15 protein-coding genes are annotated in these 20,725 nt (G+C 70.5%); 7 read left to right on the top strand and 8 right to left on the bottom strand.

Annotated elements, in window-relative coordinates:
• Positions 1-203 precede the first annotated feature (203 nt).
• A complete protein-coding gene (locus tag ACFV20_RS21915; protein ID WP_234845049.1) occupies positions 204-368 on the top strand; it encodes a hypothetical protein in 165 nt (54 codons plus the stop codon).
• A 91-nt stretch (positions 369-459) separates the two neighbouring features.
• Here the strand turns inward: ACFV20_RS21915 and dnaE are convergent, their stop codons facing one another.
• On the bottom strand, positions 460-3,999 hold the full coding sequence (dnaE, locus tag ACFV20_RS21920) for a DNA polymerase III subunit alpha (RefSeq protein ID WP_385658864.1): 3,540 nt from the start codon (positions 3,997-3,999) through the stop codon (positions 460-462).
• A 215-nt stretch (positions 4,000-4,214) separates the two neighbouring features.
• On the opposite strand from dnaE, the gene ACFV20_RS21925 reads away from it, so the two are divergent.
• From ACFV20_RS21925 to ACFV20_RS21940, 4 genes are all read left to right on the top strand, one after another.
• The gene (locus ACFV20_RS21925; RefSeq protein ID WP_385658866.1) at positions 4,215-5,543 is read left to right on the top strand and encodes a DUF2252 domain-containing protein; all 1,329 of its coding nucleotides are present in this window, start codon (positions 4,215-4,217) and stop codon (positions 5,541-5,543) included.
• 78 nt (positions 5,544-5,621) lie between these two features.
• Positions 5,622-6,314 (top strand): hypothetical protein, encoded by a 693-nt coding sequence (locus ACFV20_RS21930; RefSeq protein ID WP_385658868.1) that lies wholly within the window; start codon positions 5,622-5,624, stop codon positions 6,312-6,314.
• 106 nt (positions 6,315-6,420) lie between these two features.
• Positions 6,421-7,245 (top strand): thioredoxin domain-containing protein, encoded by an 825-nt coding sequence (locus ACFV20_RS21935; protein WP_385658870.1) that lies wholly within the window; start codon positions 6,421-6,423, stop codon positions 7,243-7,245.
• Positions 7,246-7,361: 116 nt separating this feature from the next.
• The gene (locus tag ACFV20_RS21940) at positions 7,362-9,032 is read left to right on the top strand and encodes an alkaline phosphatase D family protein (protein WP_385658872.1); all 1,671 of its coding nucleotides are present in this window, start codon (positions 7,362-7,364) and stop codon (positions 9,030-9,032) included.
• 5 nt (positions 9,033-9,037) lie between these two features.
• Here the strand turns inward: ACFV20_RS21940 and ACFV20_RS21945 are convergent, their stop codons facing one another.
• Complete coding sequence (locus tag ACFV20_RS21945; protein WP_385658873.1) at positions 9,038-9,652, bottom strand: dienelactone hydrolase family protein; 615 nt, start codon at positions 9,650-9,652, stop codon at positions 9,038-9,040.
• A gap of 62 nt (positions 9,653-9,714) precedes the next feature.
• On the opposite strand from ACFV20_RS21945, the gene ACFV20_RS21950 reads away from it, so the two are divergent.
• Positions 9,715-10,851, top strand: coding sequence for a mechanosensitive ion channel family protein (locus ACFV20_RS21950; RefSeq protein WP_385658874.1), 1,137 nt, complete (start codon positions 9,715-9,717; stop codon positions 10,849-10,851).
• Positions 10,852-10,917: 66 nt separating this feature from the next.
• Here ACFV20_RS21950 and ACFV20_RS21955 read toward each other — a convergent pair whose 3' ends face one another.
• From ACFV20_RS21955 to ACFV20_RS21980, 6 genes are all read right to left on the bottom strand, one after another.
• Positions 10,918-11,658, bottom strand: a complete 741-nt coding sequence (locus ACFV20_RS21955) for an SDR family NAD(P)-dependent oxidoreductase (RefSeq protein WP_385658876.1) — start codon at positions 11,656-11,658, stop codon at positions 10,918-10,920.
• Positions 11,659-11,821: 163 nt separating this feature from the next.
• The gene (locus tag ACFV20_RS21960) at positions 11,822-13,408 is read right to left on the bottom strand and encodes a Na+/H+ antiporter (protein ID WP_385658878.1); all 1,587 of its coding nucleotides are present in this window, start codon (positions 13,406-13,408) and stop codon (positions 11,822-11,824) included.
• Between the two features lie 95 nt (positions 13,409-13,503).
• The gene (locus tag ACFV20_RS21965) at positions 13,504-13,971 is read right to left on the bottom strand and encodes a GNAT family N-acetyltransferase (RefSeq protein WP_385658879.1); all 468 of its coding nucleotides are present in this window, start codon (positions 13,969-13,971) and stop codon (positions 13,504-13,506) included.
• Positions 13,968-14,912 carry an RluA family pseudouridine synthase gene (locus tag ACFV20_RS21970; RefSeq protein WP_385658881.1) on the bottom strand — a complete coding sequence of 315 codons (945 nt, stop codon included), beginning with the start codon at positions 14,910-14,912 and terminating at the stop codon, positions 13,968-13,970. The genes ACFV20_RS21965 and ACFV20_RS21970 overlap by 4 nt, the downstream gene beginning before the upstream one ends.
• Before the next feature lie 43 nt (positions 14,913-14,955).
• Positions 14,956-15,615 (bottom strand): signal peptidase II, encoded by a 660-nt coding sequence (gene lspA, locus ACFV20_RS21975; RefSeq protein WP_385658883.1) that lies wholly within the window; start codon positions 15,613-15,615, stop codon positions 14,956-14,958.
• 89 nt (positions 15,616-15,704) lie between these two features.
• On the bottom strand, positions 15,705-16,910 hold the full coding sequence (locus ACFV20_RS21980; protein ID WP_385658884.1) for a TraR/DksA family transcriptional regulator: 1,206 nt from the start codon (positions 16,908-16,910) through the stop codon (positions 15,705-15,707).
• Positions 16,911-17,533: 623 nt separating this feature from the next.
• On the opposite strand from ACFV20_RS21980, the gene ileS reads away from it, so the two are divergent.
• Complete coding sequence (gene ileS / locus ACFV20_RS21985; RefSeq protein ID WP_385658886.1) at positions 17,534-20,677, top strand: isoleucine--tRNA ligase; 3,144 nt, start codon at positions 17,534-17,536, stop codon at positions 20,675-20,677.
• The last annotated feature ends 48 nt before the right edge of the window (positions 20,678-20,725 follow it).

Consider the following 20,725-nt stretch of genomic DNA (forward strand, 5'->3'; position numbering starts at 1 on the left):
AGGAGGTTTGCTTCGGGCTTGTTTCGAGTCTGCCCGACGGCGCGGAGGTTAACGGCCCGAACTCGATCTTCGGCGTGGCGTTTCGGCGCCGCCCCTCGCGACCACCCCTGTCACGCACGGTAATTGTCCGACATGCGATCGATGTCGGGCTGTGTGAATCTGGTCCCGGCCCTGGCCCCTAGTCCCCCACAGGAGGCATCACCATGGCCAAGAACAAGAACCGTGACCGTAAGCAGCAGCGTCCCACCGAGCGTGGTCAGCGGGCCGACCGCAGCCCCGCCTCGCAGACCGAGCCCCAGCCCGAGGTCGAGACGACCCCCGGCGAGATGGCGTCGGCCAAGCGAAAGCGCAGCTTCGGCCACAACTGACGCCTGTGTGACGGGGTGTTGAGCCCACGCACATGCACGAGGGGCGTACCCGGGCCCGGGTACGCCCCACAAGCGCATCGAGAGCCCCGTCTCACCCGGCCAGGCAGGACGGCCCGAGCAGCACCTTCAGATCACCGAACAGCGCCGGGTCCGGCTTCACCCGGTGCCGGTCCAGCCGCAGCACGGTCGTCTTGGTCGGCCCCTGGAGCTTGATCCGGACCTCGCTGTCGCCCTTGTGGTGGCTGAGGACCTCGCCGAGGCGGCTGACCAGCGGCGGAGTGACCCGGGTGGCCGGGATGGTGAGGACCACGGGCGCGTTGGTGCCCGCGTTGGACAGGTCCGGGATCATCAGCTCCATCGCGACGAGCCGCGGGATGTCCTCGCGCTTGTCGAGGCGGCCCTTGACGAACACCACGGCGTCCTCGACGAGTTGGGTCGAGACGAGCTGGTAGGTCGCGGGGAAGAACATGCACTCGATCGAGCCGGCGAGGTCCTCGACGGTGGCGATGGCCCAGGCGTTGCCCTGCTTGGTCATCTTGCGCTGGAGGCCGGAGATGATGCCGCCGATGGTGACCACCGAGCCGTCGGAGTAGTCACCGCCGGTCAGCTGGGAGATGCCCGCGTCGGCCTTGTCGGACAGGATGTGCTCCAGGCCGAACAGCGGGTGGTCGGAGACGTACAGACCGAGCATCTCCCGCTCCTGGGCGAGCAGATAGGTCTTGTCCCACTCGTCGGGGGAGAACTCCACGTCGAGCCCGAAGCCCGGCTCGCTGGTCTCGGCCTCGCCCATGCCGCCGAAGAGGTCGAACTGCCCCTCGGCCTCCTTGCGCTTGACCGCGACCACGTTGTCGATCATCGGCTCGTAGTGCGCGGTGAGGCCCTTGCGGGTGTGGCCCATGGCGTCGAAGGCGCCGGCCTTGATCAGCGACTCGGTGGTGCGCTTGTTGCAGACCACCGCCTCCACCTTGTCGAGGTAGTCCGGGAAGGAGACGTACTTCCCCTTGGACGTGCGGCACCTGATGATCGACTCGACCACGTTGGTGCCGACGTTGCGCACGGCGGAGAGGCCGAAGAGGATCACGTCGTCGCCCTGGGCCGCGAAGTTGGACATCGACTCGTTGACGTCCGGCGGGAGCACCTTGATGCCCATGCGGCGGCACTCGTTGAGGTAGACGGCCGACTTGTCCTTGTCGTCCTTCACGGACGTGAGCAGCGCCGCCATGTACTCGGCGGGGTGGTTCGCCTTGAGGTACGCCGTCCAGTAGGAGACGAGTCCGTACGCGGCGGAGTGCGCCTTGTTGAAGGCGTAGCCGGCGAAGGGGACCAGCACGTCCCACAGGGCCTGGATGGCCTCGTCGCTGAAGCCCTTCTTGCGGGCGCCCTCCTGGAACAGGACGAAGTTCTTCGCCAGTTCCTCGGGCTTCTTCTTGCCCATCACGCGGCGGAGGATGTCGGCCTCGCCGAGCGAGTACCCGGCGATGATCTGGGCGGCCTTCTGCACCTGCTCCTGGTAGACGATCAGGCCGTAGGTGACGTCCAGGACCTCCTTGAGCGGCTCCTCCAGCTCGGGGTGGATGGGCGTGATCTCCTGCTGCCCGTTCTTGCGCAGCGCGTAGTTCGTGTGGGAGTTCATGCCCATGGGGCCCGGGCGGTACAGGGCCGACACGGCGGAGATGTCTTCGAAGTTGTCCGGCTTCATCAGCCGGAGCAGGGAGCGCATCGGGCCGCCGTCGAACTGGAAGACGCCGAGGGTGTCGCCGCGCTGGAGCAGTTCGAAGGTCGTGGGGTCGTCGAGCGGGAGGCTCAGGAGATCGATGTCGATCCCCTTGTTGGACTTCACCATCTTGACGGCGTCGTCCATGATCGTCAGGTTGCGCAGGCCCAGGAAGTCCATCTTCAGCAGGCCGAGCGACTCACAGCTCGGGTAGTCCCACTGGGTGATGGTGACCTTGTCCGTGTGCCGGACCCAGACGGGCACGTGGTCGGTGATGGTCTCGCTGGACATGATCACGCCGGCGGCGTGCACGCCCATCTGCCGGACCAGGCCCTCGACGCCCTTGGCGGTGTCGATGACCTTCTTCACGTCCGGCTCGTTCTCGTACATCGCCCGGACCTCGCCCGCCTCCGAGTAGCGCGGGTGCTCGGGGTTGGTGATGCCGTCCAGGTTGATGCCCTTGCCGAGGACGTCGGCGGGCATGGCCTTGGTGATGCGGTCGCCCATCGCGTACGGGTAGCCCAGCACGCGCGCGGAGTCCTTGATCGCGTTCTTGGCCTTGATGGTGCCGTACGTGCCGATCATGGCGACCTTGTCGGCGCCGTACTTCTCCGTCACGTACCGGATCACCTCGACGCGCCGGCGCTCGTCGAAGTCGATGTCGACGTCGGGCATGGAGATGCGCTCGGGGTTGAGGAAGCGCTCGAAGATCAGGCCGTGCGGGATGGGGTCGAGGTCGGTGATGCCGAGGGCGTAGGCGACGATCGAGCCGGCCGCGGAGCCTCGGCCGGGGCCGACCGCGATGCCCTGCTTCTTGGCCCACATGATGAAGTCGGCGACCACGAGGAAGTAGCCCGGGAAGCCCATCGAGATGATGGTGTCCATCTCGTACTCGACCTGCTTCATGCGGTCGTCCGGGATGCCGTCCGGGAAACGGCGGTGCATGCCGCGCAGGGTCTCCTCGCGGAACCAGCTGACCTCGGTGTAGCCCTCGGGGATGTCGAACTTGGGCATGAGGTCGCGCTTGACGAACATGCCCGTGGTGTCGACCATCTCGGCGATCAGGCGGGTGTTGGCGCAGCCCTCCTGCCAGGCGTCCGAGGAGTCGATGGCGTACATCTCGTCCGTGGACTTCAGGTAGTAGCCGGTGCCGTCGAACTTGAAGCGGTCCGGGTCGGAGAGGTTCTTGCCGGTCTGGATGCACAGCAGCGCGTCGTGGGCGGTCGCCTCGTGCGCGTAGGTGTAGTGCGAGTCGTTGGTGACCAGCGGGGGGATGCCGAGCTTCTTGCCGATCTCCAGGAGGCCGTCGCGGACCCGGTGCTCGATGTCGATGCCGTGGTCCATCAGCTCCAGGAAGTAGCGGTCCTTGCCGAAGATGTCCTGGTAGTCGGCGGCGGCCTTCAGGGCCTCGTCGAAGTGGCCGAGGCGCAGCCGGGTCTGGACCTCGCCGGAGGGGCATCCGGTGGAGGCGACGATCCCCTCGGACCACTGGGAGATGGTCTCCTTGTCCATCCGGGGCCACTTCTGCAGCCAGCCCTCGGCGTAGGCGTCGGAGGACAGCCGGAAGAGGTTGTGCAGCCCCGTGCTGTTCACGGCCCACATCGTCTTGTGGGTGTAACCGCCGGAACCGGAGACGTCGTCCCGCTTCTGGTGCGGCTGGCCCCACTGGATCTTGCGCTTGTTGCGGCGGGACTCGGGGGCGACGTAGGCCTCGATCCCGATGATCGGGGTGACCCCGGCCTTCTGCGCGGAGTGGAAGAAGTCGTACGCCCCGTGGAGGTTGCCGTGGTCGGACATGGCGATGTGCGTCATGCCCATCTCGTTGCACGCGTTGAACATGTCCTTCAGCCGCGCGGCACCGTCCAGCAGCGAGTACTGGGTGTGGACGTGCAGGTGCGTGAACGGCGGCTTTGACACGGCTGCGGCCTCCAGGGAGAACAGGGGTCGGACGGGTCCGTCAGGCTGCGGGCAGTCTGGGGGACAGCGTCGAAGTCTATGCCTCGGCACTGACACGCGGAGGGCTGACCCGCGTACCTTCTGGCGAGGACCGCGGGCACTCCCGCGGGCCGCCGCGCGTTAGGCATCAGGGCGGACCAGCCGCCCTGACAGCACGTACCAGGAGGCACCCAGCGATGTCGTTCCCGCAGCTCGACGAGGAGCATCGCGGCGAGGAGATCCTCGCCGTCTTCGACACCGCCTTCGGCGAGCTCCTGGCCGCCGACCCGGCCGCGTTCCGCGTGAAGTTCCGGAAGATGGCGGCCTCGGCCTTCGCCTTCTACCGGGGCACGGCGTGCCTCTTCTACCACGACCAGGAGCGCGAGGGCATACTCCCGGGCCCCTACCTGGACGAGCGCACGTCCCGTGTGTGGATCCACGGCGACCTGCACGCGGAGAACTTCGGCACCTACATGGACGCCAACGGCCGCCTGATCTTCAACGTCAACGACTTCGACGAGGCCTACGTCGGCCCCTTCACGTGGGACCTGAAGCGCTTCGCCGCCTCCATCGCGCTGATCGGGTACGCGAAGGCGCTCGCCGACGAGCAGATCTCCGAGCTGGTGACGATCTACGCGGTGGCGTACCGCGAGCGGATCCGCGCCCTGGCCACGGGCGCGAAGAGCGACGAGGTGCCGCCGTTCACGCTGGACACCGCGCAGGGCCCGCTGCTGGACGCGCTGCGGGACGCCCGCTCGCTGACCCGTTTCGCCCTGCTGGACTCGATGACGGAGATCCGTGACTTCGAGCGCCGCTTCGCCTCGGGGGGCGGCTCGGTCGAGCTGGACGCGGCCACGCGCTACAAGGTCCTCGCCGCCTTCGACGGGTATCTGGAGACGCTGCCGGACAGCTCCCTGGCCCGCCCCGACTCCTACCGGGTCAAGGACGTCGTCGGCCGGCGCGGCATCGGCATCGGCTCGGCGGGGCTGCCGTCGTACAACATCCTGCTGGAGGGGCACAGCGACGCCCTGGAGAACGACGTCGTGATCTACATCAAGCAGGCACAGACCCCGGCGGTCTCGCGGCACATCACGGACCGGGCGATCCGCGACTACTTCCAGCACGAGGGGCACCGCACGGTCATCTCGCAGCGGGCCCTCCAGGCGCACGCCGACCCGTGGCTGGGCTGGACCGAGCTGGACGGCGCGGGTCAGCTGGTCGCGGAGGTCTCGCCGTACGCGGTCGACCTGAACTGGGGCGACATCGACGAGCCGGAGGAGATCGCGCAGGTGGTGGCCGACCTCGGCCGGGCGACGGCCACGATGCACGCGGCGGCGGACGACCAGTCCGGCGAGTCCCTGGTGCCGTTCTCCACGGAGCGGGCCATCGACGCGGCGATCGCGGCCGACGAGGAGGGCTTCGCGCCGCTGCTGGTCGACTTCGCGCACGGCTACGGGGCCCGCGCCCGTGCCGATCACCAGACCTTCGTGGACCTGTTCCGCAACGGAAGGATCCCGGGCCTGTGACGGTACGGCCTCTCACCCCTCTCACAGGCATCCTTTAGGGGTCCCTTACAGGCCCACGTGACACACTCTCCTATCGCTATGGACATATCCGGGATCCCGCTCAGAGCCGTACGCGCGGCGCTGTTCACGGCCGTGGTCGTGACGCTCAGCACCGCGTCGCACGTCCTGCTGTCCGGAGCCCCGCTACCGGTGAGCACGGTGGCCGCGGTCGCCGCCGCCGTGTTCGTGATCGCGTTCGCCCTGGCGGGCCGCGAGCGCTCCTTCGGGAGGATCGCGGCCCTGCTGATCCCGCTGGAGCTGGCCGCCGACACGGTGTTCACCGCCGGCCAGCACGCCTGTTACGGCCGGGCGGGCGGCCCGGTCGCCGGCCCCCTGCGCTCGGTCGGCCTGGACGTCCTGTGCGGCGGAGAGGTCGGCACGCCCCTGGCGCGGATGGCGGGGGCCACCGGCGGCGACCGGCTCGCGGTCGCGGTCGCCCATGCCGACCCGGCGACCGCCTGGCTGCTGCTCGGCGCGCACATCGGCGTCGGGCTCCTGGCCGCCGTGTGGCTGCGCCGCGGTGAGCGGGCTCTGGCCCAGCTGCTGCGGGCGGTGACGGCCACCACGTTCCGGCCGCTGCTGCTGGCGGTCGCCGCGGTCGCGGTGGAGCGGGCCCCGGCCGGGCGGCACCTGCGGGCACGGGCCGCCGACCGCACGCCGACCGCCCGCGACCGGATCCTCACGTACTCCCTGGGACGGCGTGGACCGCCGTGCTCGCCCGCCTTCGCGTAAGGCACTCAGGCCGCAGGAGCATCCCTCTGCGGCACTTCCGGGCACCGGCAGTCCCCCTACGAATCCCGCACACACAGGTGTGCGCGTCCCCACGGAGAGCATCACCATGAGCAAGCGCAACAGCCAGTCGGCGAAGACGGCGGCCCGCGAGCGGCTGCGCATCGAGCGCGAGCGCGAGGCCAAGCGGGCGAAGACCAAGCGTCAGGTCGTCGTCGCCTGTTCCATCGTCGCCGTCCTGGCGGTAGCCGGCGGCGTCGGCTACGCGATCGTCCAGGCCAACAAGCCCGACGACTGGGAGGCCGCGAAGAGCGCCAAGCTCGTCGAGCCGGCCAACACGTCGGGCAAGGACGGCACGACGGTCGTCATCGGCAAGGACAGCGCCAAGAAGACCCTCGTCATGTACGAGGACCCGCGCTGCCCCGCGTGCGCCCAGTTCGAGCAGACCCTCGGCTCGACCATCCACAAGGACGTCGAGGACGGCAAGTACAAGCTCCAGTACGTCGGCGCGACCTTCATCGACGGCAACGTCCCCGGCGAGGGGTCCAAGAACGCCCTGAGCGCGCTGGGCGCCGCCCTGAACGTGAGCACCGAGGCGTTCCTCGACTACAAGACGGCGCTCTACTCGGCCAAGTACCACCCCACCGAGACGGACGACAAGTTCAAGGACGACGACTACCTCATCAAGGTGGCGAACACGGTCGACGCCCTCAAGGACGACAAGACGTTCCAGAAGGCCGTGAAGGACGGCACCTACGACAAGTGGGCGCTGCTGATGGCCGAGAAGTTCGACGCGGACGGCAAGAAGTACGACTTCAGTGGTACGCCGACGCTGCTCATGGACGGCAAGAAGGTCACGGGCAGCGACGGCCAGAGCGCCCCCGGGACACTGGCCGACTACACCAAGGCGATCAACGCGGCCCTCAAGGGCTAGTCGCCGACGAACGGCGGGCCGTAAACCGGGCAGCTCCGGTATCCGGAGCTGAAAGAGCGGGCGAACTTTCGGAGTTCGCCCGCTTCGGTGCATACCGACCAGTAACCTGATCGGTCGTGACCAGCCGATACAGATCATCGAAGACGTCAGAGGGCCTCAACTCCCTCACCCCGCGCCGCCGTACGGTCGTCAAGGCCGCGGCGGCGACTGCTGTCCTGGCCGGGCCGCTGGCGGCGACCCTGCCGGCGCGCGCCGTCGACCAGGCCCCCGCCTTCCTGCACGGTGTGGCCTCCGGCGACCCGCTGCCGGACGGCATCCTGCTGTGGACCCGCGTCACCCCGGTGCCCGAGGCGATACCCGGTTCGGGAGTCGGCCCGGACACCGAGGTGAGCTGGGTCGTCGCCCGGGACAAGGCGTTCACCACCGTCGTCGCCAAGGGCTCCACCACCGCCACGGCGGCCTCCGACCACACCGTCAAGGCCGATGTCCGCGGCCTGGAGCCGGGCACCGACTACTGGTTCCGCTTCTCCGCCGGCGGCACCGACTCCCCCGCCGCCCGCACCCGTACCGCCCCGGCGCACGACGCCGCCGTGCCGGGCCTGCGCTTCGGCGTGGTCTCCTGCGCCAACTGGGAGGCCGGCTACTTCTCCCCGTACCGCCACCTCGCGGCCCGCGGCGACCTGGACGCCTGGCTGCACCTCGGCGACTACATCTACGAGTACGGCACCGGCGAGTACGCCACCCGCGGCAAGGTCGTCCGCCCGCACGCCCCGGCCCACGAGATCGTCGCCCTCGCCGACTACCGCACCCGGCACGCCCGTTACAAGACCGACCCGGACCTCCAGGCGCTGCACGCCACGGCCCCGGTCGTGGCGATCTGGGACGACCACGAGTTCGCCAACGACACCTGGTCGGGCGGCGCGGAGAACCACACCGAGGGCGCGGAGGGCGCCTGGTCCGCCCGCCAGGCCGCCGCCAAGCAGGCCTACTTCGAGTGGATGCCGGTGCGTCCCGCGATCGCGGGCACCACCTACCGCCGGCTGCGCTTCGGCAAGCTGGCCGACCTCTCGCTACTGGACCTGCGCTCCTTCCGCTCCCAGCAGGTCAAGGTCGGCAACGGCGAGGTCGACGACCCGGACCGCACGCTCACCGGCCGCGCCCAGCTCGACTGGCTCAAGGCCGGTCTGAAGGCTTCCGACACCACCTGGCGGCTGGTCGGCAACTCGGTGATGATCTCGCCGTTCGCCATCGGCTCGCTCTCCGCCGACCTGCTGAAGCCGCTCGCCAAACTGCTGGGCCTGCCGCAGGAGGGCCTGGCCCTCAACACCGACCAGTGGGACGGCTACACCGACGACCGCCGCGAGATCCTGGCACACCTGCGGACGAATGCGATCCGCAACACCGTCTTCCTCACCGGCGACATCCACATGGCGTGGGCCAACGACGTGCCGGTGGACGCCGGGACGTATCCGCTGTCGCCGTCGGCCGCCACGGAGTTCGTCGTCACGTCGGTCACCTCGGACAACCTCGACGACATCGTGAAGGTCCCCGAGGGCACGGTCTCCGCGGTCGCCGCGCCCGTCATCCGCGCGGCCAACCGCCATGTCCACTGGGTCGACACCGACCGGCACGGCTTCGGTGTCCTGGACATCACGGCCGAGCGCGCGCAGATGGACTACTACGTCATCTCCGACCGCGCGAAGCGGGACGCGACCGCCAAGTGGTCGCGCTCGTACCGCACCCTCAGCGGCACGCAGAAGCTCGAGCGCGTCCAGACCCCGGTGTAACCGCGCTACAGGGTGTCGAGGAAGCCGAGTGCCACCCGCCACGTGGCCTCGGCGGCCTCCGCGTCGTAGTCGGGCAGGTCGGGGTCGGTGTAGAGGTGACCGGCCCCGGCGTACCGGTACACCTCCACGTCGGCTCCGGTGCGGCCCATCTGGAGATACCAGGCGCTGAGCCAGTCGTCCGTCTCGAAGGGGTCCGGCTCCGCCACGTGCAGCTGGACCGGCAGGTCCGGCGCGGTGACGTCCGGCGCGATGTCCGACGTGCCGTGCAGCAGGAGCAGGCCGCGTGCCTTCTCGTCGCCGAGGGCGAGGGTCTGGGCGATGGAGGCGCCGAGGGAGAACCCGGCGTACACCAGCCCGCGCTCGGAGTACGGCGCGGCGGCCAGGACGGCCCGCTTCAGCAGCTCCTCCTTGCCGATCTTCTCCTTGTGCTCCATGCCCTCCTCGACCTGGTCGAAGGTGCGCCCCTCGAAGAGGTCGGGCGTCCACACCTCGTGTCCGGCCGCTCGCAGTCGGTCAGCGGCGTGGAGCACCGCGGGCCGCAGCCCGAAGGTCGAGTGAAAGAGCATGATGTTCATGGGGCCATGGTGCCAGCCGGGTGTGACGACCCGGGATCGCGGCACTACCCACGACGCAGCGGAAGTCACATGTTCATGCCCCCGGGGAGCCGGTTAGGTTCGGTGGCATGGAGAACCTGCTACGACCGCTGATCGTGGTCGGTGGCTCGGTCGTGCTCACGCTCGTGATCGGCTGGGCGACCGACTTCCTGCTGCGCAAAGCCGACGAACGACACCACGAGACCCCGCTGTGGGGTCTGCTCCGCCGTGGCCGCATCCCCTACATGCTGGTCCTCTTCGCGGCCCTGCTGAGAGGGTCGTACGACGAGGCGCAGATGCTGGAAGCGCGCCGTGAGGGCATCGGCCAGACGCTGACGCTGGTGCTGATCGGGTCGACCGCCTGGCTGGTGATCCGTATCGCGGCGGCGATCGTCGAGACGTCGTACAGCCGCTACGCCCACGCCCGGGCCCACCGCGATCCGGCCAGGGTCCGCCGGGTGCGCACCCAGGTGACGCTGATCATGCGGGTGGTGTCCGCGGTCGTCGGCGTGGTGGCCGCGGCGAGCATGCTGCTGACCTTCCCGGCCTTCAAGGCGGCCGGTGCGTCGCTGCTGGCCTCGGCGGGAATCCTCGGCATCGTCGCCGGTGTCGCGGCCCAGTCCACTCTGAGCAACATGTTCGCCGGGTTCCAGATCGCTTTCGGCGACATGGTCCGCATCGGGGACACGGTGGTGGTGGACGGCGAGTGGGGCACGGTCGAGGAGATCACGCTGACGTTCCTGACCGTCCACACCTGGGACGAGCGCCGCATCACGATGCCGGTGTCGTACTTCACGTCCAAGCCGTTCGAGAACTGGTCGCGCGGCACCCCGCAGATGACGGGGATCGTCTTCTGGCACGTCGACCACTCGGCGCCGGTGGAGGCGATGCGCGACAAGCTCCGCGACATCCTGCGCGAGTGCCCGGCCTGGGACGGCCGCGCCTACAACCTGTCCGTCACGGACACCACCCCGAACACCATGCAGGTGCGGGCCCTGGTGACGGCCAAGGACGCGGACGACATCTGGACGGTGCGGGTGGCGGTCCGCGAGGAGATGATCCGCTGGCTGACCCGCGAGCACCCCTATGCGCTGCCCCGGGTCAACACGGCGGACGCCGTGCTCCCGCCGTCTTCCGGCAGCAACGGTCACCGCCCGTCCCCCGAGGCCGTACCGGCCCAGCAGCGCCGCTACCACGGCAACGGCTCCGGGCGGCCGGAGCGCTGACCACCACTCGGAGGATGCAGGAGGGGCTCCCCGCGGCGCGGGGAGCCCCTCCTGGTGTCCGCCGGGTCAGTGGCCGCGTTCGGCGCCGCCGTTGACCTGGATGATCTGCGACGTGATGTGCCCGGCGCCCGGGGAGGCCAGCCAGTGCAGGGTCTCGGCGACGTCCCCCGGGGTTCCCGCCCGTCCGTTCGACGTCTCGCCGATGAGCCGGGCCCGGCGCTCCTCGGCCATCGCGTCTCCGAAGAACTCGGTGTCCTCGATGTAGCCGGGCGCGACCACGTTCACGGTGATGCCGCGCGGCCCCAGTTCGCGGGCCAGGTCGTGGGCGTAGGGGTGCAGTCCGGCCTTGGCCGCCGCGTACGCCCCGCTTCCGGATCCCCGGTAGGCGGCGATGGAGCCGAGGAACAGCACCCGGCCGCCGGGCTCGGCGAGCCGCGGCTTCAGCGCCTCGGTGAGCAGGACCGCGGTGAGGGTGTTGAGCCGGAAGTTCACGGTCCAGGTGTGTGCGACGGCCGCGAGGGGATCGCCCTGCGGGGCCCGGGGTTCGAGCAGCCCGTTGCCGCCGGCGCTGTGCACGAGCACGTCCACCGCTCCCAGCTCGCGCTCCACGAAGGCGGCGACACCGCGCACGTCCTCCGGCTCGGCGAGATCGGCCGCGTAGGTCGACGCGCCGGGCACGTCGGCCTTCTCCAGCACGTCGGCCCGCCGCCCGAGCAGCAGCACCCGGTCCCCGCCGGCGGCGAACACCCGGGCCGCCGCGAGCCCAATTCCCGTACCTCCGCCACTGATTACCACATTCCGTGCCATACGAACGACCCTACGCCGCCCCGTCCGCCCACGGTCAAACCGACAGACCGGCCGCCCTCGGGTCCAAGGCTCCGGCCGCCCGCCCTCGGGCCGACGGCTCCGGCCGCCCGCCGCCCGACCGACAACCCGGCCACCCCGCGCAGGAGCGGGCGGCAGTCGCGGCTCAGCGCAGGCTACGCACGTCGAGGTGCCTCAGGACCCGGTCCACCACCTCGGGGTCGGCGCCCGGCTCGCTGCGCGCCGCCAGCACCTCGTGGCGCGCCGCACTCAGCATCTCCTGCTGGATCCGCCGCACCCTCCGCACCCGCCGGGCGCCCTCCCGGTACGCCTCGCGCCGCTCGTCCTCGGCCAGTTCGGGACTGATCCGCACGCCGATCTCGTAGGCCCGCCGCAGCATCTGCTCGGACAGTTCCTCCGGCAGTTCCTCGTCGTCCTCGATCTCCCGCAGCCGCTGCTTCGCCGCCTTGGCCGCCCGGATGGCCAGTGCCTTCGCGAACTCCTTCTCCTTGTCCTCGTCGGCCTTCACCCCGAGCAACCGCACCAGCCACGGCAGCGTCAGGCCCTGCAGCACCAGCGTCGCCATGATCACCCCGAACGCGATGAAGATGATCTCGTCCCGGCTGGGGAACGGCGACCCGGCGTCGGTCTCCAGCGGGATCGCCAGCACCAGCGCGACCGAGGCCACCCCGCGCATCCCCGACCACCACATCACCACGGTCTCGCGCCAGCTCACCGGGATGTCCTCGTCGTAGTCCCGCCGCGCGTGCAGCCGTTTGGTCAGCCAGGTCGCCGGCAGCAGCCACAGCAGCCGTACGAGCACGACGACGGCCACCACCACCGCCGCCCACCAGAGCAGTTCGCCCCACCGCCCGGAGGCCGTGCGGATGGCGTTGTGCAGCTCCAGCCCGACCAGCCCGAACGCGACGCCGGTGACGAGCGTGTCGACGATGTTCCAGAACGTGTGCCCGGCCAGCCGTGTCATGACGTCGTCGGCGTCCGAGCCGTACTCCGCGAGGAACAGGGCGGTGGTGAGCACGGCGAGCACACCCGACCCGTGCAGTTCCTCGGCCATGACGTACGAGGCGTACGGCACCAGCAGGGTCAGCCCGATCTGCAGGGTCGGGTCGCCGAGCACCTCCATCAGCTTGTTGGCGCCCCAGCCCAGCACGAGGCCCACGGCCACCGCCACCACGCCCGACAGCACCAGGTCGAGCCCGGCCTGCCAGGGCGAGAACGTCCCGCTGACGGCGGCGGCGATCGCCACGTGGTAGAGGACGATGGCTGTGACGTCGTTGAACAGCCCCTCGCCCTCCAGGATCGACACCAGGCGGCGCGGCAGTCCCAGCTGCCCGGCCACGGCGGTCGCCGCGACCGGGTCCGGCGGCGCCACCAGCGCGCCGAGCGCGAAGGCCGCGGCGAGCGGCAGCCCCGGCACGATCGCGTCGGCCACGGCGGCCACGCAGGCCATGGTGACGAACACCAGGGCCACGGCCAGCAGGAAGATCGGCCGCCGGTTCGCCGCGAACTGCCGCCAGGACGTGCGCCGTACGGCGGCGTACAGCAGGGGCGGCAGGAGCAGCGGGAGGATGAGGTCCGGCGGGATCTCGACGTTGGGGACGAACGGGAGCAGCGCGAGGACTATCCCGAGGAGCGTCATCAGAACCGGCGCGGGCACTCCGAACCGGTCCCCCGCAGGGACACTGATCACGGCCCCGAGCAGCAGCACGAACAGCAGGGCCAACTGATCCACGGTCAGCGCTCCGGATAGTCAGATGTTCACACGACTGACCTCAAGACTGCCACGCAACTCCCGGGACAAACCGTTTCGGCACCCCCCATGAAGGGCTAAAGCGAACGCCGCATCCCCTGGTGCGGAACGCCCGCCTCCGCGTACTCGGGACCGTACGGCTCGTAGCCGAGCCGCTCGTAGAAGCCACGCGCGTGCGTCTGTGCGTGCAGGTCCACGGCCGTGAGCCCTCGCGCGCGTGCGGCATCCTCGATGGCCCGCACCAGGGCGGCGCCGACGCCGAGTCCGCGCGCAAAGGCCGTCACGGCGAGCCGGCCGAGAGATCCGACGGACGGGCCGGCGCCGGTGCGCGCCACGGCCGCCTCCCCGTACAGCAGCCGCCCGGCCCCGAGGGGCAGGCCGTCCTCGCGGATCGCCAGCACATGGACCGCGCCGGCGTCGTGCTCGTCGTACTCCACGTCCTGAGGCACGCCCTGCTCGACGACGAAGACCTCCTTGCGCACCGCGAAGCACGCCTCCCGGTCGGCCGGGTCCTCGGCGACCCGCACCACGTACCGGGTGCTCACCCGTACGTCTCCTCGCGGACCTGGTCGAGGGCCTTCTGCAGGTCCTCCGGGTAGTCGCAGGAGAACTCGACCCACTGCCCGTCCCCGGGGTGCTCGAAGCCGAGCCGCACCGCGTGCAGCCACTGCCGGGTCAGGCCGAGGCGCTTGGCGAGCGTCGGGTCGGCGCCGTAGGTGAGGTCGCCGACGCAGGGGTGGCGGTGGGCGGCCATGTGGACGCGGATCTGGTGCGTGCGGCCGGTCTCCAGCTTCACGTCGAGCAGGGAGGCCGCGCGGAACGCCTCGATGAGGTCGTAGTGCGTGACGGACGGCTTGCCCTCGGCGGTGACGGCCCACTTGTAGTCGTGCTGCGGGTGCCGGCCGATGGGCGCGTCGATGGTGCCGCTGGTGGGATCGGGGTGGCCCTGGACGAGCGTGTGGTACCGCTTGTCGACCGTGCGCTCCTTGAACTGGCGCTTGAGCGAGGTGTAGGCGCGCTCCGACTTGGCGACCACCATCAGCCCGGACGTGCCCACGTCGAGGCGGTGCACGATGCCCTGGCGCTCGGCGGCACCGGAGGTGGAGATCCGGTACCCGGCGGCGGCCAGGCCCCCGATGACGGTCGGCCCGGTCCAGCCCGGGGACGGGTGCGCGGCCACGCCGACGGGCTTGACGATCACGACCACGTCATCGTCGTCGTGCACGATCTCCATGCCCTCGACCGGCTCGGCCACGATCTGCACCGGGGCGGGCGCCTGCGGCATCTCGACCTCCAGCCAGGCGCCGCCGTGCACGCGCTCCGACTTGCCGACCACCGACCCGTCGACCGTGACCTTCCCCGCGGCGGCGAGTTCGGCCGCCTTGGTACGGGAGAAGCCGAACATGCGGGAGATGGCGGCGTCGACGCGCTCGCCCTCCAGGCCGTCGGGCACGGGCAGGGTACGGATCTCGGGAATCGTGCTCACCCGTCGAGTATGCCGGACGGCTCCGACGGGCCCGTACGCGCGCTCAGTCCTTGTGGACGGTCCCGTCCGGGTCGAGGCCCCGGAAGGACAGCAGCACGATCAGGATGCCGCCGCACACGATCGCGGAGTCGGCCAGGTTGAAGACGGCGAAGTGCTTGGGCGCGATGAAGTCCACGACCGCGCCCTCGAAGACGCCCGGCGCCCGGAAGATCCGGTCGGTGAGGTTGCCGAGCGCACCGCCGAGCAGCAGGCCGAGCGCGATCGCCCAGGGCAGGCTGTAGAGCTTGCGGGCGAGGCGGGCGATCACCACGATGACCGCCGCAGCGATCATGGTGAAGATCACCGTGAAGGCCTCGCCGAAGCCGAAGGCCGCGCCCGCGTTGCGGATCGCCTCGAACTTCAGCCAGTCCCCGATGATCTCGATCGGCGGGTGGTGCTCCAGCTTCTCGACCACGATCAGCTTGCTGACCAGGTCGAGGACGTAGGCGAAGGCGGCGACGGCGAACAGCACCGCGATCCGGCGCCTGCCACGGGGCCGCGCGGCGGTCGCATCGGGCTCACCGGCACCGGGCGCTCCCGCCGGGGCCGCCGGGCCGGTGCCGGACTCCCCGGCCGGGGTGCCCTCGGCGTCGGGCCGCTCCTTGCCGCTCCCGGCCGCGTCCGGGGTGTCCGGCGTACCGATGATGCGCTCCGCCTCTGCCACGTGAGTCCCTCAACCTAGGTGCCTGACTGAGGACGAGGGTACGGCACGGCCTGCGCGTCCCACGTGTTCAGGAGGCATTCGGCGCCCGGTCAGTACCGGCGCTCCTGCTTCTGCTTGCACTCCACGCAGAGGGTGGCCCGGGGGAAGGCCTGCATGCGGGCCTTGCCGATGGGATTGCCGCAGTTCTCGCACAGGCCGTAGGTGCCCGCGTGCAGACGGTCCAGGGCGCGCTCGGTCTGCAGAAGCATCTCGCGTGCGTTGGCGGCCAGGGCCAGCTCGTGCTCGCGGGTGATGTTCTTGGTGCCGGTGTCCGCCTGGTCGTCACCCGCGCCGTCCCCGGAGTCCCGCATCAGACCCGCGAGGGAGCGCTCCGAGGACGTGATCTCCTCACGCAGCCGGGTCTCCTCGGAGGTCAGCTCGGACCGGGCCTCCTCGACCTCCTCCGCCGTCCAGGGGTCCTCACCGGGACGTACCGCGAGCTCACCGGGCTCCGCCGCGGCGACCCGTGCCTTCGGAACGGCGGTCTTCGCCGCCGTGGCCGGGCCAGGAGTCTTCTTCGCACCCACCGTCGTCGCTCCCGTCTGCTGCGCGGCCTCGGCCGCACCCGCCTTCTTGGCCGTGCTGGTCGCGGCCGTGTCCTGTGTGACCGAGCCGGTCCGGGCAGCGCCCTTCCCGGCCGGGCTCTTCGTGGTGGTGCTCCTGCCCCCGGCGCCCTTCCCGGCCGGGCCCTTCCCGACGGCGGCCTTCTTGGTGGCCGCCTTCGCGGTGGCTGCCTTCTCACCGGCCGCATTCTTCGTGGCCGCCTTCTTGGTGGCCGCCTTCGTGGTGGCTGCCTTCTCACCAGCCGCCTTCTTCGTGGCCGCCTCCTTCCCGGCCGCCTCCTTCCCGGCCGCCGTCTTCCCTGCTGCCGTCTTCGCCGCCGCGGTCTTCTTCCCTGCCGTCTTCTTCCCCGCCGCGGTCTTCTTCCCCGCCGCCGCCGCGGTCTTCTTCCCCGCCGTCTTCTTCCCCGCCGACCGCCCGGCGGGCTCCCGCTCCGCCGGAGCCTTCGCCCCGGCCTTCCCGGCCGGCGCGGTCGCGGCCGCCGCCTCCGCCGGAGCCGTCCCGGCCGCCTTCGTACCGGCTGCCTTCGTACCGGCCGCCTTCGTATCGCCCGCCTTCTCCCCGCCCGCCTTGGCCGCACGCGCACGCGTGGCCTGCGCGGACTTCTTCCCGCCCACGTCCTTCGCAGCGCCGCCGGAGGCCCTCGCGGACCTGCCGGACGCCGGCTGCTGTACGGCGGTCTTCTTCGCCACCATGGCCGCGGCCCCTTCACATATTGTGATCTTGCTCGCGCATCGTGCTGGGACGATAAATCGACTCGAGTCCCGCGGCAACGGGGCACACCGCCTGCTTCGCCCGCCTCGCGCACGCCGCGTGGCGAACCTGCATCCGTTGTGCCCAGCTCCCCGCCGGGTAATCCGCCGAGCCGGACGTCCCAGGATCCGAACACCTATACCGCGCTATTCGGGTTATAAAACCCATATCACCCCTCATGCGCCCCCCGTGCGGCCCCCGTCCCCGACGGCGCCGAAAACCGGTCGGCCGCCGCCCGCGCGGCGCCGTACACTGGGCGGAGCGAAAAGCGTGGATGGGGACGAGTAGCGGCGTACGCAGCCCAGAGCGACCCGGGGACGGTGGAAGCCCGGGGGCGAGCGCGACGTGAAGATCACCCCGGAGCCGCCGGAAGAAAGCCGGAGCCAGTGAGCGACGGCCGGTAGACCCGGCATCGCGACCCCAATGAGGGGGCTCGCCGGCGCACACCCCGTGCCGGAGGGCCAAGGAGGGTGGTACCGCGGGAGCGCGCCGAAGGCGGCGCAGGCAGACGTAGCTCTCGTCCCTCCGGACGGAAGGCAGCAAGTCCGCCGGAGGAAGCCCGCTGATGACATCGCCGACGTATCGCCAGGTACCCGCCCAGGTCGACCTGCCCGCCCTCGAGCACGCCGTGCTCGACTTCTGGCGCGAGCAGAAGATCTTCGCCAAGAGCCTGGAGCAGTCCGAGGGCCGCCCCGAGTGGGTGTTCTACGAGGGCCCGCCCACCGCCAACGGCATGCCCGGCGCCCACCACATCGAGGCGCGCGTCTTCAAGGACGTCTTCCCCCGCTTCCGCACCATGCGCGGCTACCACGTCGCCCGCAAGGCCGGCTGGGACTGCCACGGCCTGCCCGTCGAGCTCGCCGTGGAGAAGGAGCTCGGCTTCTCCGGCAAGCAGGACATCGAGGCGTACGGCATCGCGGAGTTCAACGCGAAGTGCCGCGAGTCGGTGACCCGGCACACGGACGCCTTCGAGGCCCTCACGACCCGTATGGGCTACTGGACCGACCTCCAGGACCCGTACCGCACGATGGACCCCGAGTACATCGAGTCCGTCTGGTGGTCGCTGAAGGAGATCTTCAACAAGGACCTGCTGGTCCAGGACCACCGCGTCGCCCCCTGGTGCCCCCGCTGCGGCACGGGCCTGTCCGACCACGAGCTCGCGCAGGGCTACGAGACGGTCGTCGACCCCTCGGTCTTCGTCCGCTTCCCGCTCACCTCCGGCCCCCTCGCCGGCGAGGCCGCGCTCCTGGTGTGGACGACGACCCCGTGGACCCTGGTGTCCAACACCGCCGTCGCCGCCCACCCCGAGGTCACCTACGTCGTGGCGACCAACGGCGAGGAGAAGCTCGTCGTCGCCGAGCCCCTGCTCGCCAAGGCCCTCGGCGAGGGCTGGGAGACCACCGGCCAGACCTTCACGGGCGCCGAGATGGAGCGCTGGACCTACCAGCGCCCCTTCGAGCTGGTGGAGTTCCCGGAGCCGGCGCACTTCGTGGTCAACGCCGAGTACGTCACCACCGAGGACGGCACCGGTCTGGTCCACCAGTCCCCCGCCTTCGGTGAGGACGACCTCAAGGTCTGCCGCTCCTACGGCCTGCCGGTCGTGAACCCGGTCCGCCCGGACGGCACCTTCGAGGAGGACGTCCCCCTCGTCGGCGGCGTCTTCTTCAAGAAGGCCGACGAGAAGCTCACCGAGGACCTCGACAGCCGCGGCCTGCTCTTCAAGCACATCCCGTACGAGCACAGCTACCCGCACTGCTGGCGCTGCCACACCGCGCTGCTCTACTACGCGCAGCCCTCCTGGTACATCCGGACCACGGCGATCAAGGACCGCCTCCTCGCGGAGAACGAGGGCACCAACTGGTTCCCGGAGACGGTCAAGCACGGCCGGTACGGCGACTGGCTGAACAACAACATCGACTGGGCCCTGTCCCGCAACCGCTACTGGGGCACGCCGCTGCCGATCTGGCGCTGCGCGGACGACCACCTCACCTGCGTCGGCTCCCTCGCGGAGCTGTCCGAGCTGACCGGCACGGACCAGTCCGGCCTGGACCCGCACCGCCCGTTCATCGACGAGGTCACCTTCGCCTGCCCGCAGGGCGATTGCGGGAAGACCGCCACGCGCGTGCCCGAGGTGATCGACGCCTGGTACGACTCGGGTTCGATGCCGTTCGCGCAGTGGGGCTACCCGTACAAGAACAAGGAGCTGTTCGAGGCCCGCTACCCGGCGCAGTTCATCTGCGAGGCCATCGACCAGACCCGCGGCTGGTTCTACACGCTGATGGCCGTCGGCACCCTGGTCTTCGACAAGTCCTCGTACGAGAACGTGGTCTGTCTCGGGCACATCCTCGCCGAGGACGGCCGCAAGATGTCCAAGCACCTGGGCAACACCCTGGAGCCGATCCCGCTGATGGACCGGCACGGCGCCGACGCGGTGCGCTGGTTCATGGCGGCCGGCGGCTCCCCCTGGGCGGCCCGCCGCGTGGGCCACGGCACGATCCAGGAGGTCGTCCGCAAGACGCTCCTGACGTACTGGAACACGGTCGCCTTCCAGGCGCTCTACGCCCGTACGTCGAACTGGGCGCCGTCCGGGGCCGACCCGGCCCCCGCCGACCGCCCGGTCCTGGACCGCTGGCTCCTGTCCGAACTGCACGCGCTCACCGACCAGGTCACCCAGGCGCTGGACGCCTACGACACCCAGCGCGCCGGCAAGCTGCTCTCCGCGTTCGTCGACGACCTGTCCAACTGGTACGTGCGCCGCTCCCGCCGTCGCTTCTGGCAGGGCGACAAGGCGGCCCTGCGCACGCTGCACGAGGTCGTCGAGACGGTCACGCAGCTGATGGCCCCGCTGACCCCGTTCATCACCGAGCGGGTCTGGCAGGACCTGATCGTCCCCGTCACCCCGGGCGCTCCCGAGTCGGTCCACCTGTCGTCCTGGCCGGAGGCGGACCTCGGTGCCATCGACCCGGAGCTGTCGAAGCAGATGGTGCTGGTGCGCCGCCTGGTGGAGCTGGGGCGTGCCACGCGCGCGGAGTCGGGCGTCAAGACGCGTCAGCCGCTGTCCCGCGCGCTGATCGCGGCGACGGGATTCGACGCACTGGACTCCGAGCTGCGCGCGCAGATCACGGAGGAGCTGAACGTCGAGTCCCTGGCGACGCTGAGCGAGGTCGGCGGCAGCCTGGTCGACACCACGGCCAAGGCCAACTTCCGCGCGCTGGGCAAGCGCTTCGGCAAGCGCGTCCAGGACGTCGCCAAGGCGGTGGCGAACGCGGACGCGGCCGCCCTGTCCCTGGCCCTGCGCGAGGGCACGGCGTCGGTCGAGGTCGACGGCGAGACCATCACACTGGCTCCCGACGAGGTCATCATCACGGAGACCCCCCGCGAGGGCTGGTCGGTGGCCTCCGACGCGGGCGCCACCGTCGCGCTCGACCTGGAGATCACCGAGGAGCTGCGCCGGGCGGGCCTGGCCCGTGACGCGATCCGCCTGATCCAGGAGGCCCGCAAGAACAGCGGCCTCGACGTGGCCGACCGCATCGCGCTGCGCTGGACCGCCACGGACCAGGCGACGGTCGAGGCCCTCACCGACCACGCCGGCCTGATCGCCGACGAGGTGCTCGGCACCGACTTCGCCCAGGGCGAGGCCGACGACACCTACGGCGAGCCCTTCACCGACGAGGGCCTGTCCCTGACGTTCCGGCTGCGCAAGGTGTAGCCCCGGGCCGAACCGTCCGAAGGCCCGGTCCCGCCAAAGATCTTGGCG

It is taken from the genome of Streptomyces sp. NPDC059696 (genome assembly GCF_042733745.1).
Lineage (GTDB): Bacteria > Actinomycetota > Actinomycetes > Streptomycetales > Streptomycetaceae > Streptomyces.